This window comes from Enterobacter sp. fkY84-1 (assembly GCF_052974705.1).
Window position 1 is genome coordinate 1,803,224 of record NZ_CP169393.1, and the last position, 15,290, is coordinate 1,818,513.

15 protein-coding genes are annotated in these 15,290 nt (G+C 55.4%); 3 read left to right on the forward strand and 12 right to left on the reverse strand.

The annotated features are described in order from the left end of the window. The first annotated feature begins 164 nt into the window (after window positions 1-164). Window positions 165-1,394, forward strand: a complete 1,230-nt coding sequence (locus ACEPLT_RS08525) for an EAL and HDOD domain-containing protein (protein WP_008500767.1) — start codon at window positions 165-167, stop codon at window positions 1,392-1,394. A gap of 47 nt (window positions 1,395-1,441) precedes the next feature. Here the strand turns inward: ACEPLT_RS08525 and potD are convergent, their stop codons facing one another. Genes potD through potA form a run of 4 tightly spaced genes read right to left on the reverse strand, consistent with a single transcriptional unit; the run spans window position 1,442 to window position 5,250 of the window. After that, on the reverse strand, window positions 1,442-2,476 hold the full coding sequence (gene potD / locus ACEPLT_RS08530) for a spermidine/putrescine ABC transporter substrate-binding protein PotD (protein ID WP_008500766.1): 1,035 nt from the start codon (window positions 2,474-2,476) through the stop codon (window positions 1,442-1,444). After that, window positions 2,473-3,264, reverse strand: coding sequence for a spermidine/putrescine ABC transporter permease PotC (gene potC, locus ACEPLT_RS08535; RefSeq protein WP_447088364.1), 792 nt, complete (start codon window positions 3,262-3,264; stop codon window positions 2,473-2,475). The genes potD and potC overlap by 4 nt, the downstream gene beginning before the upstream one ends. Further along, window positions 3,261-4,118 carry a spermidine/putrescine ABC transporter permease PotB gene (gene potB / locus ACEPLT_RS08540; RefSeq protein WP_023292769.1) on the reverse strand — a complete coding sequence of 286 codons (858 nt, stop codon included), beginning with the start codon at window positions 4,116-4,118 and terminating at the stop codon, window positions 3,261-3,263. Before potB ends, potC begins: the two co-directional genes overlap by 4 nt. Further along, window positions 4,102-5,250 carry a spermidine/putrescine ABC transporter ATP-binding protein PotA gene (gene potA, locus ACEPLT_RS08545; protein ID WP_181367696.1) on the reverse strand — a complete coding sequence of 383 codons (1,149 nt, stop codon included), beginning with the start codon at window positions 5,248-5,250 and terminating at the stop codon, window positions 4,102-4,104. Before potA ends, potB begins: the two co-directional genes overlap by 17 nt. Before the next feature lie 237 nt (window positions 5,251-5,487). Here potA and pepT point away from each other — a divergent pair, with 237 nt between their 5' ends. Together pepT and ACEPLT_RS08555 are read left to right on the forward strand one after the other, a co-directional pair. Next, window positions 5,488-6,711 (forward strand): peptidase T, encoded by a 1,224-nt coding sequence (gene pepT / locus ACEPLT_RS08550; RefSeq protein WP_032674547.1) that lies wholly within the window; start codon window positions 5,488-5,490, stop codon window positions 6,709-6,711. Between the two features lie 95 nt (window positions 6,712-6,806). Further along, the gene (locus ACEPLT_RS08555) at window positions 6,807-7,298 is read left to right on the forward strand and encodes an REP-associated tyrosine transposase (RefSeq protein WP_032674548.1); all 492 of its coding nucleotides are present in this window, start codon (window positions 6,807-6,809) and stop codon (window positions 7,296-7,298) included. Window positions 7,299-7,388: 90 nt separating this feature from the next. Here ACEPLT_RS08555 and ACEPLT_RS08560 read toward each other — a convergent pair whose 3' ends face one another. From ACEPLT_RS08560 to rluE, 8 genes are all read right to left on the reverse strand, one after another. Continuing rightward, window positions 7,389-8,510, reverse strand: coding sequence for a ribosomal protein uL16 3-hydroxylase (locus tag ACEPLT_RS08560; RefSeq protein ID WP_025911765.1), 1,122 nt, complete (start codon window positions 8,508-8,510; stop codon window positions 7,389-7,391). A gap of 91 nt (window positions 8,511-8,601) precedes the next feature. Then, a complete protein-coding gene (gene phoQ, locus ACEPLT_RS08565; RefSeq protein ID WP_008500759.1) occupies window positions 8,602-10,065 on the reverse strand; it encodes a two-component system sensor histidine kinase PhoQ in 1,464 nt (487 codons plus the stop codon). Next, complete coding sequence (phoP, locus tag ACEPLT_RS08570; protein ID WP_025911763.1) at window positions 10,066-10,737, reverse strand: two-component system response regulator PhoP; 672 nt, start codon at window positions 10,735-10,737, stop codon at window positions 10,066-10,068. A gap of 123 nt (window positions 10,738-10,860) precedes the next feature. After that, a complete protein-coding gene (gene purB / locus ACEPLT_RS08575) occupies window positions 10,861-12,231 on the reverse strand; it encodes an adenylosuccinate lyase (RefSeq protein ID WP_008500757.1) in 1,371 nt (456 codons plus the stop codon). Between the two features lie 19 nt (window positions 12,232-12,250). After that, the gene (gene hflD / locus ACEPLT_RS08580) at window positions 12,251-12,880 is read right to left on the reverse strand and encodes a high frequency lysogenization protein HflD (protein ID WP_008500756.1); all 630 of its coding nucleotides are present in this window, start codon (window positions 12,878-12,880) and stop codon (window positions 12,251-12,253) included. A 28-nt stretch (window positions 12,881-12,908) separates the two neighbouring features. Next, window positions 12,909-14,021: a tRNA 2-thiouridine(34) synthase MnmA gene (gene mnmA / locus ACEPLT_RS08585; protein WP_021241033.1), complete on the reverse strand. Its 1,113-nt coding sequence runs from the start codon at window positions 14,019-14,021 to the stop codon at window positions 12,909-12,911. A 37-nt stretch (window positions 14,022-14,058) separates the two neighbouring features. Next, window positions 14,059-14,535 (reverse strand): NUDIX hydrolase, encoded by a 477-nt coding sequence (locus tag ACEPLT_RS08590; protein ID WP_163342267.1) that lies wholly within the window; start codon window positions 14,533-14,535, stop codon window positions 14,059-14,061. A gap of 9 nt (window positions 14,536-14,544) precedes the next feature. Beyond that, entirely contained in the window at window positions 14,545-15,198 is a 654-nt protein-coding gene (gene rluE, locus ACEPLT_RS08595) for a 23S rRNA pseudouridine(2457) synthase RluE (protein WP_163342268.1), read from the reverse strand. Between the last annotated feature and the right edge of the window lie 92 nt (window positions 15,199-15,290).

Sequence of the window (15,290 nt, forward strand, 5' to 3'; positions counted from 1 at the left end):
AGAGCGAAGGATATATTTAATTTAAATCCAGACGATTAATTCCCGTTAATTAGTGTGGATGCTTTTATTTTGTGCATTCAATCAAAATAGTGCTCGATAAAACTCGTTATCGTCGTGTAGAAAGAGGATGCTAATAAATATAAAGTGGTAGAGGAGGATGGGATATGTACGGATTTATCGCGCGACAACCCATTTTTAACCCTGAAATGAATACCGTAGCCTATGAGCTGCTTTTCAGAGACGGGATGACAAATCGTTTTCCGGATGTGTCGGCAGAATATGCCACGTCCAGGATGATATCAGATCAGTTCTTATGTGTGCCGTCCCAGCGCATTGCCGGGGCACATACGTCGTTTATTAATTTCCCTTCAAGGATGGTTATTGACCGCAGTGGAGAAGCGCTTGATAAAGAGAGCGTGGTGATTGAAATCCTTGAAGATGCTGTGCCGGGGGCCGAACTGCTGCAGGCCGTCAGGGAGATGAATGCGCACGGCTATCAGTTTGCGCTTGATGATTTCACCCTTGCGCCAGAATGGGATGTTTTTTTACCCTATATTTCAATCCTGAAATTTGACGTCAGAAATTATACCTTAGCGCAAATTAAAGCGTATCTGAAAGTACGTAAACATCTGACCGGTCATATTAAATATCTTGCTGAAAAAATTGAGACTAAAGAGGAATTCAACCAATACAGAAACGAGGGATTTTCCCTTTTTCAGGGCTATTTTTTCTGCCGTCCGGAGGTCATTAAATATAAACGGCTGTCGCAAAATCAGCTGGCGATTTTTCGGCTGCAAATGGAGGTCGGACGCAATAAACCTGATTTTCGAATCATCGAGTCGTTGATAAAAACCGATCTCACGCTCTCTTATAAAATCATGCGCTATATGAAGCATACGGCGTTTAAGCATGTCGGCGCCTGTAATTTCAGCAAGTTAACCCTGAGCGAGGTGCTCAGGTATCTTGGCGAAAACCAGCTCCGACGGTTTGTTGCCGTCGTGGTCCTCGCCAGTGCGGGCAATGACACCGTCAGCGAGCTTTACCCGCTGAGCATGATGCGCGGCAAATTTTGCGAACTGCTAGCTGAGACGATGAACGAACCTACTCTGGCTGAAAATGCGTTCATGTGCGGCCTGTTTTCTCTGCTCGATACCCTCCTGGAGCTTCCGATGGCAGAGCTGATGAAGCAAATTGCGGTACCGCAGAGCGTGAGCAACGCGCTGTGCCACCAGGAGGGACGGTTAGCCGACATGATTAACCTCTGCCGTTACTATGAACAGCAGCGGTGGGACGAGGCGACCCGGGTTCGTCAGGCGCTGGGCCTGTCAGATGAAGAGGTGGTTGAGGCGATGCGAAAGGCGACGCTCTGGGCTGGAGAGAATACGGTCAGTTAATCCTTCCTCACGCCGCGCAGGCGGCGTGAGGAAGAGCGCGATACCGGTTAGCGGCCCGCTTTTAACTTCTGGTAATACTCTTCATAGAGGCGGCTGGCGTCGCCGACATCGTTCTGCCACTCACCTTTGCTGATGGTTTCCGCATCCGGGTAGAGCGACTTATCGTTAGCCACTTCAGGCTTCAGCAGCTTGCGTGCGGCCAGGTTTGGCGTCGGGTAGCCAATCGTCTCGGCAACCTGTTTCGCCACGTCCGGGCGCAGCAGGAAGTTAATCAGCTTCAGCGCCCCATCCACATTTTTCGCGTTAGCCGGAATGGAGAGGCTGTCCATCCAGAAGATCCCGCCTTCTTTTGGCCAGACTACCTCAAGCGGCGTACCGGCCTGGCGGGCCACATACGCGGAGCCGTTCCACACCATCCCCAGGTTTACTTCGCCTTCCATATACGGGTTTGCCGGGTTATCAGAGTTGAATGCCGCCACGTTAGGCATCAGCTTTTTCAGCTCGGCATATGCCGCTTCAATCTCTTTAGGATCCGTCGTGTTGCCAGAGTAGCCAAGCTTGCGCAGCGCCACCTGGAAGACTTCGCGCGCGTCGTCGGTCAACAGCAGGCTGCCTTTGTATTGCGGTTTCCACAGATCGGCCCAGCTTGTCACCGATTTCGGATCGACGGCCTCGCTGTTAACGCCAATCGCGGTTGCCCCCCAGATATACGGAATGGAGTAGTCGTTATTTGGGTCAAACGGCTTGTTGAGCATCTCCGGATCGAGGTTTGAAAAATGGGTTAGCTTCGTTTTGTCGATCTTCTGGATCATGCCTTCTTTGCGCATTTTGTCGACAAAATAGGTGGACGGAACCACCAGATCGTACGCGCCATCTTTGTAGGTTTTGAGCTTGGCGTACATGGTTTCATTCGACTCGTAGGTCGAGTAGATCACCTTGATGCCCGTCTCCTTGGTGAACTGCTCCAGCAGGCCCGGCGGCACGTACTCGGTCCAGTTGTAGAAGTAGAGCGTTTTGCTGTCATCAGCGTGTGCGGCACCCATACCAAGCACCAGCGCCGCAGCGGCGAGCATTTTTTTCATTTCATTGTCCCCTGAGATTTTGTTTTATCACGAGCAATAACCTGGCTGGCGATCACCAGAACCAGCGAAAACACCAGCAGAATGGTCGCCAGCGCGTTCACCTCAGGTGAAACGCCGACTTTCACCATCGAATAAATTTTCAACGGCAGAATTTCATAGCTCGGCCCGGTCACGAAGGAGGAGACCACCACGTCATCCATCGACAGGGTAAAGCTCAGCAGCCATCCGGCCGCCACGGCGGGCATCGCCAGCGGCAGGATGATTTTGCGCAGGATGGTCACTTCGCTGGCGCCCAGATCTTTCGCCGCCTCCAGCATGCGCACGTCGAACCCTTTCAGGCGCGCAAAGACGGTCACCACCACAAACGGCAGGCAGAAGGTGATATGGGAAAACAGCAGCGACCAGAAGCCAAGCTGTACGCCCAGCAGCATAAACAGCACCAGCAGCGAAATCGCCATCACGATGTCCGGCGACATCATCACCACAAACAGCATGCCGCTGACGAACGGCTTACCGCGAAAGCGATAGCGATAGAGCGCCACGGCGGTCAGGGATCCAATCAGCGTGGCGAAGGTGGCGGAGAAGATCGCCATCGTCAGCGAGTGCTGAGCGGCCTGCAGCAGGCTGTCATTGTTCATCAGCAGGCTGTACCAGTCGGTGGTAAAGCCCTGCCAGTTAATCCCAAAGCGCGAGCTGTTAAACGAGTTCACGATCAAAATAATGATCGGGATATACAGGTAAGCGTAAATGGCGGTCATAAAACCGCCGCGAAGCAGTCGACCGATCATTCGAGTTCCACCTTCTTGTTCAGCAGCCGTGAGGCGCGCCAGTAAACCAGCAGCATCAGACCCATCACCACCGTCAACGTAATGCTGGTGGCGGAGCCGAACGGCCAGTCGCGAATGTTGAGGAACTGACTCTTGATCACATTCCCGATCAGCAGGTTTTTCGCGCCACCCATCAGGTCCGAAACGTAGAACAGACCCATGGCCGGAAGCATGACCAGTAGACAGCCCGCGATAATGCCGGGCATGGTCAGCGGAATGATAATGCGGATAAAGGTCTGGAACTTGCTGGCACCCAGATCTTTTGCCGCTTCCAGCAGCGGTTTATCCAGCTTCTCAATGCTGGAGTAGAGCGGCATCACCATAAACGGCAGCAGGATATAGACCAGACCCACAATTACCGCGCTCGGGGTAAACATGATGCGGATCGGCGTATCAATCACCCCCAGCCACAGCAGAAATTCATTGAGGTAGCCTTTGGTGCTGAGGAAGATTTTCAGCCCGTAGATGCGAATCAGCGAGTTGGTCCAGAACGGCACAATCAGCAGAAACAACAGCAGCGGACGCACCTTTTGCGGCAGACCCGCGAGGAACCATGCGAACGGATAACCCAGCACCAGGCAGGCAATGGTGGCAATCAGCGCCATATTGAGCGAATGCAGCAGCACGTCAAAATAGAGCGGATCGAGCAGGCGCGCGTAGTTGTCCAGCGTAAAAACCAGCGAAACGAAGTTTGCGTCGTCACGGGTCAGGAAGCTGGTGGCGATGATCATCAGGTTGGGTAAAAAGACAAACAACACAAGCCAACCGACGATCGTAGCAATCACCACATTCTGGAACTTACTTGTGTTCTTCATCAGCCAGTACAACCTCCCAGCTTTCTACCCAGTTGATAACCATTTTCTGGTCGAGAGAGTGGTCGAAGTCCGGGTCGTCCTCGTTAAAGAACTCGCTGACCATCACCATTTTGCCGTTCTCCAGCTCGACGACAGACTCCAGCGTCATCCCTTTGTAGTTGCGCTCGCGGATATAGCCGATTAACCCTTCGGCCTCGGTATTGCCGTGGATTTCATCGACGCGCAGATCTTCCGGGCGCAGCAGAACGTTGAGCTTTTGTCCCTTTTCGACGGGGAAATTCACCGTGATAGCGCACTCGCGTCCTTCGACGCACGCGCGAACGCGCTGGTCGTCCAGACGCTCAATCACCGTGGCGTCGAAGATATTGATCTCACCAATGAAGCTGGCGACAAACAGATTTTTCGGCTCTTCGTAGATTTCACGCGGCGTGCCGTCCTGCTCGATTTTGCCGTCGCGCATCACCACGATGCGGTCGGACATGGTCAGGGCTTCTTCCTGGTCGTGGGTGACGAAGACAAAGGTAATGCCGAGCTTGCGCTGCAGGGCTTTAAGCTCGTTCTGCATCTGCTTGCGCAGCTTGTAATCCAGCGCGGAGAGGGATTCATCCAGCAGGAGCAGACGCGGCTTGTTGACCACGGCGCGGGCGATGGCCACGCGCTGCTGCTGGCCGCCGGAAAGCTGATGCGGTTTTCGCTGGGCAAACGTCTCGAGCTGCACCATGCGCAGGGCTTCGGTGACGCGCGGTTCGATCTCACTCGCCGGGGTTTTTTGCATCCGCAGGCCAAACGCCACGTTTTCAAACACGGTCATGTGCGGGAAGAGGGCATAGCTCTGAAAGACAGTGTTGACGTGGCGGTCTTCGGCGGGAACCTGGGTGATGTCCTGACTTTCAAGATGGATATGGCCGTTATCGACGCTCTCCAGCCCGGCGATAAGGCGCAGTACGGTGGTTTTGCCGCAGCCGGAGGGGCCAAGCAGCGTCAGAAACTCACCGTCATTGATGGTGAGAGTGAGGTCGGATATGACGTCTTTGCCATCAAAACTTTTACGAATTCGTTCCAGTTGCACCAGCGGTGAACGTGAACGGGATTGTGTATTCAATTTTTGCGCTGTCCCATATAGACGCCTCAGGCAGCAGACTGAAGCGGGGTTTGTGTGTAACCACCTTGGTGACTCGTAATGAGGGCGGACATTCTACGGCAATCCCCCGCAATCGCCAATCCTTGTCACTGATTCATAAGCTACATTTACTAACGCACAACGATATAAACGGAAAATATTCTCGTTTGCGGGATAAAAGTGACCTGACGCAATATTTGCGTTTTGATGCTTATTGATAATGTTGTCACAAAAAGTGAGGGTGACTGCATGGATAAATTACTTGAGCGTTTTTTACAGTACGTTTCGCTGGATACCCAATCTAAGCCGGGTGTTCGCCAGGTGCCGAGCACCGAAGGCCAGTGGAAGCTATTAAACCTGCTTAAAGAGCAGCTTGACGCCATGGGGCTGGTCAACGTCACGTTAAGCGAGAAAGGCACTGTGATGGGAACGCTGCCGGCGAATGTCCCAGGCGACATTCCGGCGATTGGCTTTATCTCCCATGTCGACACCTCTCCGGATTTTAGCGGTAAACATGTGAACCCGCAGATTGTTGAAAACTACCGCGGCGGCGACATTGCGCTGGGCATTGGCGACGAAGTGCTCTCGCCCGTGATGTTCCCGGTGCTGCACCAGCTGCTCGGTCAGACGCTGATCACCACCGATGGTAAAACGCTGCTGGGGGCGGATGACAAAGCGGGCATCGCGGAGATCATGACGGCGCTGGCGGTGCTGAAGGGCAACGATATTCCGCACGGCGATATCCGCGTGGCCTTTACGCCGGATGAAGAGGTCGGCAAGGGCGCGAAGCACTTCGACGTGGACGCCTTTAACGCCCAGTGGGCCTACACCGTCGACGGTGGCGGCGTCGGTGAGCTGGAGTATGAAAACTTCAATGCCGCGTCAGTCACGATCAAAATTGTCGGCAACAACGTTCACCCAGGCTCTGCCAAAGGCGTCATGGTCAACGCGCTGTCGCTGGCGTCGCGTATTCATGCAGAAGTCCCGGCGGAAGAGAGCCCCGAACAGACCGAAGGGTATGAAGGTTTCTATCACCTGACCAGCATCAAAGGCACCGTGGACAGCGCGCAGATGCACTACATCATCCGCGATTTTGACCGTAAAGCCTTTGAGGCGCGCAAGCGTAAGATGATGGAGATCGCCAAGAAGGTGGGCAAGGGCCTGCATCCTGACTGCTATATCGAGCTCATCATCGAAGACAGCTATTACAATATGCGCGAGAAGGTGATGGCCCATCCGCATATTCTCGATATCGCCCAGCAGGCGATGCGCGACTGCGATATTGAACCGCAGCTGAAGCCGATTCGCGGCGGTACCGACGGTTCTCAGCTGTCGTTTATGGGACTACCGTGCCCGAACCTGTTTACCGGTGGCTATAACTACCACGGTAAACATGAGTTTGTGACGCTGGAAGGGATGGAAAAGGCGGTGAAGGTGATAGTGCGGATCGCGGAGTTGACCGCTAAACGCTAAAAAATGCCCGGTGGCGCTGCGCTTACCGGGCCTACGATCCGAATGTAGGCCGGGTAAGGCAAAGCCGCCACCCGGCAATGAGGCAAGGAGTGCCCATGTCAAACTACCGTCGCCATTACGTCCCCGGTGGCACCTGGTTTTTCACCGTTAACCTGCAAAACCGTCAGAGCGATTTGCTTACCCGCCATATCGATAACCTCCGTTCCGCCACCTCAACGGTTAAGCGTGCGAAGCCCTTCACCATCAACGCGTGGGTTATTTTGCCTGAACATATGCACTGTATCTGGACCCTACCGGACGGGGACAGTGATTTTTCCGCCCGCTGGCGGGATGTCAAAAAGACATTCAGCCGCAGCATCGACATGCGCTATATCTGGCAGCCACGATTCTGGGAGCACACTATCCGCAACGAAGAGGACTACCGGCGGCATGTGGATTACATTTATGTCAATCCGCTGAAGCACGGCTATGTGGGTAAAGTCAGCGACTGGCCGTATTCAACGTTTCATCGGGACGTGGCTGAAGGGTTGTATCCGGTGGATTGGACAGGAGAGATTGAGGATTTTGCCGCGGGGGAGCGGAAGTGAAAAGCCGGGTGGCGGCTACGCCTTACCCGGCCTACAAAAGCTCGATCCCGTAGGCCCGGTAAGCGCAGCGCCACCGGGCACTAAAGCGACTCAGTCCTCAAAGAACCAGTACCCGCTGTTGACCAGCGCGGCCAGCATCGCGAGGAAGGACGGGTCTTCCAGCGCATCGCCAAAGGTATCCGCAGTCAGCACCAGATGGCTGGCAATCGCTTCCAGCGCCGGACGATGCGGAGAGTCCAGCTTCTCGCCGTTGACGAACACGTCCTCACCAATGCGCAGCACGCGCAACCCGCCCAGGCGCGTCAGCTTGTCGCCTTGCTGAAGCGCATCGTAAATCTCGTCCGCCTGATACGGCGGCTCCGGAGGCGCAACGTCCAGCTCGTGGCGGGACTGGCTGATGAACTCGCCAAACCACTGACGGAAATGTTCCGGCTCGTTGATGAGATCCAGCATCATGCCGCGCAGCTTATCCAGCTCCGCAGGCAGGATGTCTGCCGGGTGCTCACGCGCAGGCACGTCGGGATCGCTATAACGATAGCTGCCCAGCTCGCGCTGCAGAACATAGTCGGCAAATCCGCTGATCATCTCGCGGCCGCTTGGCGCGCGGAACCCGACGGAGTAGTTGAGGGAATTCTCCAGGGAGTAACCTTCGTGAGGGAATCCCGGCGGGATGTAGAGAATGTCGCCCGGCTCCAGCTCTTCGTCGATAATCCCTTCAAACGGATCAACCTGAAGCAGGTCCGGATGCGGGCAGTGCTGCTTCATCGGCACTTTTTCGCCCACGCGCCAGCGGCGGCGGCCCGTACCCTGAATGATGAACACATCGTACTGGTCCAGATGCGGGCCTACGCCGCCGCCCGGTACGGAGAAGGAGATCATCAGATCGTCCATGCGCCAGTCGGGCAGGGCGCGGAACGGACGCATTAATGCGGCCGTCGGCTCGTGCCAGTGGTTGACCGCCTGTACCAGCAGCGACCAGTTGTTTTCACCGAGATGATCGTAGCTTTCGAAAGGACCGTGGCTAACCTGCCATTTCCCGTCCTGGTGGCTGACCAGGCGGCTGTCGACTTCGTTTTCCATGGCCAGACCGGCCAGCTCGTCAGGCGAGATAGGGTCGACAAAATTGCTGAACCCGCGTTTCAGAACGACCGGGCGTTTTTGCCAGTAACGTTCAATAAACTCGGGCCAGTTAAGCGTTAAGTGATAATCCATATTTTTTTATTCCGCAGGCTCTTACTGACTCGGATTATAACGGAAGCTCAGCCCCCCGGCTGCGAGATCCTCGCATTTTTCACATAACGGGTTAACTATCGTTCGATGTCGGCTGCTGGCGACCAAAAATGACCTCCATTCGCGCGCCGCCCAGCAAACTTTCGCTGGTTTCGATTTTCCCGTCATACTGGTCGACAATCTCCCGGGCGACGGCTAATCCAACGCCCTGGCCAGGACGTAGCGTATCGGCGCGCTGACCGCGATCGAACACCACATCACGTTTATTGCGCGGGATCCCCGGGCCATCATCCTCCACGATGATATGCAGTTCGTTATCCGTCTGCCGCGCCGACACTTCCACGAACTCCAGACAGTATTTGCAGGCGTTATCCAGCAGGTTGCCCATCACTTCCATGAAGTCATTTTTTTCACCCACAAAGCTGATCTCGGGCGAGATATCGAGGCTGATATTCACCCCTTTACGCTGATACACCTTGTTGAGGGCGGACGTGAGGTTATCCAGAAGCGGGGCGACCGGATGCAGCTCGCGGCTCAGCAGGGCGCTGCCGGAACGCATGCTGGCGCGGTGGAGGTAATAGCCAATTTGCTGGGAAATACGGCTGATCTGCTCCAGCATCACCGGCTCGGCATCGTCGACGCTCAGCTTCGAACTGCGCATGGAACGCAGGGTGCTTTGCATCACCGCGAGCGGGGTTTTCAGGCTGTGCGTCAGATCGGTAAGCGTCGTACGGTATTTATCATAGCGTTCGCGTTCACTTTTCAGCAGGCGGTTGAGGTTTCGCACCAGGCTGGTGAGCTCGCGGGTGGTTTCCGGATTAAGCTTTTCGCGATGATGTTCTTCCAGCTCGCGAACCTCTTTCGCCAGTGATTCAATGGGGCGCAAGCTCCACCACGCCGCTATCCACAGCAGCGGGATCACCAGCAGCAGATTTGCCGCCAGAACGTAGATGAACCAGCTCCAGACCATATAAGAACGCTTCAGCTCGACCGGAATGGTGTCGATCACCACGATGGTCAGCTGCGGCATGTTTAGCGTCGCCGGATAAAGGTTGATCGCAACGGAGTGCGTCATCTCCGTTTCGGCGTCGTCTGCGCGGATCTCGTTCAGCTTTTGCTGCAGGGAACGATCTTCACGGATCAGCGAGCTGGTGGTGTTGAGATCGGCTTCAATTTCGTGAAACCCGTTGGTTTTAAGCCACTCCGGACGAATGCTTTTAACCAGCCACGGAATGTCGCGCTGCGCCCACAGCAGCTTCCCCTTTTCGTTGTAAATCAGGGCGAGGGTGGGGCTTTGCTGATTAAGGTTTTCCGGCATTTCGACGGTGATTCGGTTGTCTTCCCATTTCGCCAGGGTATAAAACAGATTGCTTTCGCCGCGTAAGAGACGAAAGGTCGTTTTATCGAAGCTGACGCTGTACCCCACCAGGGCGACCATGCCGTAGGAGAGCGACAGCACCAGCACCACCGCAGCCGTTGCCAGTAAAAAACGAACCCGCAGTGAGAGGGGCAGAAGATGACGCAAAATCCGTCTCATTTAGCGTAATTCAAACAGGTAGCCCTGACCGCGGACGGTGGTAATCACATCCTGCGGGTACTGGGCCTGAATTTTCTTACGCAGTCGTCCCATCAGCACGTCAATGGTATGGCTCTCGCGCAGTTCAGCGTCAGGGTAGAGCTGAAGCATTAAAGAATCTTTACTCACCACCTTGCCGCTGTTGCGGATCAGCGTTTCCATAATCGTATATTCGAATGCGGTCAGCTTGATGACTTCATCGTTAATTGAGAGCTCGCGGCGGGAGAGATCGACCTGGAAAGGCGGGATGGAAATAACCTGCGACGCCAGCCCGCTGTTGCGACGGAGCAGCGCCTGCATGCGGGCCGCCACCTCTTCAATATGGAACGGCTTAGTGACGTAATCATCCGCACCCGCGCTGAGCACTTCAACCTTATCCTGCCAGCCTTCACGAGCGGTCAACACCAGAACCGGCAGGGAAACATCGTGGCTGCGCCAGCGACGAATCAACGACAGGCCGTCTTCGTCAGGCAACCCTAAATCGACAATGGCGATATCCGGCAGGTGTTCATTGAGATAATAATCGGCTTCTTTTGCATCTTCAGCATCGTCCACCTGATGTCCCATCTCCTGAAGCTGAACCTTCAGGTGATGGCGTAGCAATGCGTTATCCTCAACAACCAGTACGCGCATCATCTTTTCTCCCAGAATAAATAGTATGAATAGTTTAACGCTGATTATGTTGCTGTGGGGATAAACATTGAGTAAACCGGGGAAAAGCAACCCCCTTTCCGGGCGGAAAGGGGGGAGAGGAGATTACTTCAGCTCGTCAACCATGGTGATGGCGCGGCCAATGTAGTTCGCCGGAGTCATCGCCTTCAGGCGGGTTTTCTCTTCTTCCGGCAGCGCCAGGCCGTCGATAAACTGCTTCATACCTTCGGCATCAACGCGTTTGCCGCGGGTCAGCTCTTTCAGCTTCTCGTACGGTTTTTCGATGCCGTAACGACGCATCACGGTCTGAATCGGCTCCGCCAGCACTTCCCAGTTGTGATCCAGTTCGTCCAGCAGACGATCGCGGTTCACTTCCAGCTTGCTCACGCCTTTCAGCGTGGACTGATACGCGATCAGCGCGTAGCCGATGCCCACGCCCAGGTTACGCAGTACGGTGGAGTCGGTCAGGTCGCGCTGCCAGCGGGATACCGGCAGTTTGCTCGCCATATGCTGCAGCACGGCGTTCGCCAGACCCAGGTTACCTTCGGAGTTTTCGAAGTCGATCGGGTTCACTTTGTGCGGCATGGTGGAAGAGCCGATTTCACCGGCGATGGTTTTCTGCTTGAAGTGGTTCAGGGCGATGTAGCCCCACACGTCACGATCGAAGTCGATCAGGATGGTGTTAAAGCGCGCGATGCAGTCAAACAGCTCCGCAATATAGTCGTGCGGCTCAATCTGGGTGGTGTACGGGTTCCACTGAATGCCCAGCGAGGTCACGAACTCTTCGCTGAACTGGTGCCAGTCCACTTCCGGATACGCGGCGATGTGGGCGTTATAGTTACCGACCGCGCCGTTGATTTTGCCCAGAATTTCAACCTGTTCCAGCTGACGGTACTGGCGCTCCATACGGTACGCGACGTTCGCCATCTCTTTACCCATCGTGGATGGGGTGGCTGGCTGGCCGTGGGTACGGGAGAGTAGCGGAATGTCGCGGTATTCCACGGACAGCGCTTTCACCGCGTCGATGATTTTACGCCAGTAAGGCAGCACCACCTCTTTGCGCGCGGTGGAGAGCATCAGCGCATGAGAGAGGTTGTTGATGTCTTCGGAGGTACAGGCGAAGTGGATGAACTCAGACACGGCGTGCAGCGCAGGAACGCTTTCCACTTTCTCCTTCAGGAAGTACTCAACCGCCTTCACGTCGTGATTGGTGGTGCGCTCAATGGTTTTAATGCGCGCGGCGTCTTGTTCGCTAAACTCGGCAACGATTTTATCAAGGTAATCGTTTGCCTTTTCGTCAAAAGCAGGAACTTCCTTGATTGCTGCCTGGGCGGCCAGCTTTTGCAGCCAGCGTACTTCAACCTGAACACGGAACTTCAGCAAACCATATTCGCTGAAGATCCCGCGCAGCGCGCTGACTTTATCGCCGTAGCGTCCATCGACAGGGGATACGGCGGTCAGTGAGGATAATTCCATAATTCGCAACTCCGGGAGGTTAACAATGAGCAAGAATTTGTTTTGCCTGAGTGGTCAGGCGATTACGAGAAAACATTAACTGCAGGCGGCCACCGCCAACCTGGTGCCACAGCACGGCGGCACGGATCCCTGCCAGCAGGGAGGCGCGTACTTTTGCCTGTACCTGCGGGCTTTGCAGCACGGCAGGGGAGCCGGTGACCTGAATCCGTGGGCCCAGCGGGCTGATGACGTCAACATAAATGCCGGCCATGGCGCTCAGCAGCGTGTCGGACTGCAGGTCAAAATGGTCAAGCTGACGCTGTAACCCGGCAATGCGATCGCCCAGGGTATTAAGCGCGCCTTTTGCTGCGCTCAGCTTACGCTCCAGCACCATCAGGCTCAACGTGTAGCGGGTCAGCTCTGCGTTTAACCCCTGACGGCTGCTGGCGTTAAGCACGCCAAGCAGGGTTTCAAGACCGAGACGAAGATTGGTTTCACTGCCACCGAACACGCCCAGGGTCGAACCGGGGTTGAGGTCGATAACGCTATTGAGTGAAACGTGCAGGGCATCAGCGTCGCAATGACCCTGATGCGCCAGCTGTTGCACCAGACGGGCTGACTGGCAAATTCCCGCCAGGGCCAGGGTGATGTCATAGTAGTTCTTCGCCACACGGTCTCCTTTATGTGTGCAAACGCTGTTAAACAGCGGGCAGCGGCAGGCGCTGTTCAATGATCCCGCCGCCCAGGCAGATTTCGCCGCTGTAGAAGACAGCGGACTGACCCGGGGTGACGGCGGCGACCGGCTCGTCGAAGCGCACGTCAATGCGGTCGTCATCAAGCGCGGTAACGGTGCAAGGAATATCGGTCTGACGGTAGCGTGTTTTCACCGTGCAGCGCAGCGTGCCTTTCAGCGGCTCACGATCGACCCAGTGCAGCTGCTGCGCGATCAGGCCAACGGACATCAGACGCGGATGGTCGTGACCCTGAGCAACAACCAGAATATTGTTTTCGACATCTTTGTCGACCACGTACCACGGATCTTCGCTACCTTCTTTCGTCCCGCCGATACCCAGGCCTTTACGCTGGCCTAAGGTGTGGTACATCAGCCCCTGATGCTGGCCAATCTCTTCCCCGTCGACGGTGACAATTTTACCCGGCTGTGCGGGCAGGTAACGTCCGAGGAAATCGCGGAATTTGCGCTCGCCGATGAAGCAGATGCCGGTAGAGTCTTTTTTCTTCGCGGTGATCAGGTCCAGCTCTTCGGCGATTTTACGCACCTGCGGCTTTTCCAGCTCGCCGACCGGGAACAGGCTCTGGGCGATTTGCTCGTGGCTCAGCGTATAGAGGAAATAGCTTTGATCTTTGTTGCCGTCCAGACCGCGCAGCAGCTGGCTTTTACCATTCACGTCTGCCCGACGCACGTAGTGACCGGTCGCAATGTAGTCTGCGCCCAGATCTTCCGCGGCGAATTCCAGGAAGGCCTTAAATTTGATCTCTTTGTTGCACAGAATATCCGGGTTCGGCGTGCGGCCCGCTTTGTACTCTTCAAGGAACAGTTCAAACACGTTGTCCCAGTATTCTGCGGCAAAGTTAACGGTATGCAGTTCAATGCCGAGCTTATCGCACACGGCCTGCGCATCGGCGAGATCCGCTGCGGCAGTGCAGTATTCCTCGCCGTCATCTTCCTCCCAGTTCTTCATGAACAGGCCCTCCACCTTATAGCCCTGTTGCTGTAACAGGTAGGCGGAAACGGAGGAATCGACACCGCCGGACATGCCGACGATCACTTTTTTCTGGCTGTTATCTGACATGGAATACTCACGACATTGAACTTCAAGGCGGCGTATTCTAACACGCCCCCCCACCATTGGCACCCTCTGTAAACGGCCAGTTAAATGCGCCGATGACATCCAGCGGCAGGCGTGCGCCTGACTGCCAGCAGCGGATGCTTTCCGCAACCAGCGGCGAGCGCAGGTTTGGCGCGTTCAGGATCTCGTCGGCGGTGACCCACAGGCAGCGATCGATATCGTCATCCTGCGGTTCAGTGGCGCACGTTTCGCTAAGCTCAACGGCAAATAAAAAACGCAGGAACGGCGTGTGGTCGGGCGCAATCCACTGGTGCATACGGATGAAGTGCTGGGGCTCGGCGTGAATACCGGTCTCTTCCCACAGCTCGCGTTTTGCCGCCTGCAGGAGGGTCTCATTGGCTTCAAGGTGCCCGGCAGGCTGGTTCCACAGCGCTTTGCCGTTAATGCTCTCTTCGACAACAAGGAATTTCCCCCGGGCGTGGACCACGCAGGCTACCGTGACATGAGGTTTAAACATAGTGACTCCTTAAGAGGTAACGTCCCGCCATTCACCGTTTGCCAGCGTTTCCAGGGTGTAGTTGCCCATGGCGTAACGAATCAGGCGCAGGGTGGGGAAGCCGATGTGTGCGGTCATGCGCCGAACCTGGCGGTTGCGGCCTTCATAAAGGGTGATTTTAAGCCAGCTTGTCGGAATGGATTTGCGTTCGCGGATAGGCGGGTTACGCGGCCACAGCCACGCCGGTTCATTCACGCGTTCAATACCTGCCGGCAGGGTGGGACCGTCGTTGAGCGTGACGCCTTTGCGCAATTTTTCCAGCGTCTCGTCATCCGGCTCGCCTTCTACCTGGACGAAGTAAATTTTGCCGGTGCGTTTCCCCGGCTGTGTGAGTTTCGCCTGCAGCGCGCCGTCGTTGGTCAAGACCAGCAGGCCTTCGCTGTCGCGGTCCAGACGCCCGGCCGCGTAGACCCCCTGAACTGGGATGTAGTCCTTAAGCGTGCTGCGTCCGGCTTCATCGGTGAACTGCGGCAAAACATCGTAGGGTTTATTGAACAGAATCACCCGCTTTGGCTGGGTTTCTTGCGGTCGTCTGGCGGCTTGTCGCGAGCTGAATCGCTCAACCCGGTGTTTTGTAAAAGAAGTTTTCTTCATGGTATTTTCAGGCGTTATCAATTGCCGCATTATAGCCTAATAACGAAGACCTTTCATGGCGTCGGACAATCAGGTACTATCGAAGGGCTCATTACAATTTATTAACATAAGATCAGTAACAA

What these genes read in the sequence shown, in the direction of transcription:
- ACEPLT_RS08525 (WP_008500767.1), top strand. Translation starts at nt 165, where the DNA reads ATGTACGGATTTATCGCGCGACAACCCATTTTTAACCCTGAAATGAAT.
- potD (WP_008500766.1), bottom strand. Translation starts at nt 2,476, where the DNA reads ATGAAAAAAATGCTCGCCGCTGCGGCGCTGGTGCTTGGTATGGGTGCC.
- potC (WP_447088364.1), bottom strand. Translation starts at nt 3,264, where the DNA reads ATGATCGGTCGACTGCTTCGCGGCGGTTTTATGACCGCCATTTACGCT.
- potB (WP_023292769.1), bottom strand. Translation starts at nt 4,118, where the DNA reads ATGAAGAACACAAGTAAGTTCCAGAATGTGGTGATTGCTACGATCGTC.
- pepT (WP_032674547.1), top strand. Translation starts at nt 5,488, where the DNA reads ATGGATAAATTACTTGAGCGTTTTTTACAGTACGTTTCGCTGGATACC.
- ACEPLT_RS08555 (WP_032674548.1), top strand. Translation starts at nt 6,807, where the DNA reads ATGTCAAACTACCGTCGCCATTACGTCCCCGGTGGCACCTGGTTTTTC.
- ACEPLT_RS08560 (WP_025911765.1), bottom strand. Translation starts at nt 8,510, where the DNA reads ATGGATTATCACTTAACGCTTAACTGGCCCGAGTTTATTGAACGTTAC.
- phoQ (WP_008500759.1), bottom strand. Translation starts at nt 10,065, where the DNA reads ATGAGACGGATTTTGCGTCATCTTCTGCCCCTCTCACTGCGGGTTCGT.
- phoP (WP_025911763.1), bottom strand. Translation starts at nt 10,737, where the DNA reads ATGCGCGTACTGGTTGTTGAGGATAACGCATTGCTACGCCATCACCTG.
- purB (WP_008500757.1), bottom strand. Translation starts at nt 12,231, where the DNA reads ATGGAATTATCCTCACTGACCGCCGTATCCCCTGTCGATGGACGCTAC.
- mnmA (WP_021241033.1), bottom strand. Translation starts at nt 14,021, where the DNA reads ATGTCAGATAACAGCCAGAAAAAAGTGATCGTCGGCATGTCCGGCGGT.
- ACEPLT_RS08590 (WP_163342267.1), bottom strand. Translation starts at nt 14,535, where the DNA reads ATGTTTAAACCTCATGTCACGGTAGCCTGCGTGGTCCACGCCCGGGGG.
- rluE (WP_163342268.1), bottom strand. Translation starts at nt 15,198, where the DNA reads ATGCGGCAATTGATAACGCCTGAAAATACCATGAAGAAAACTTCTTTT.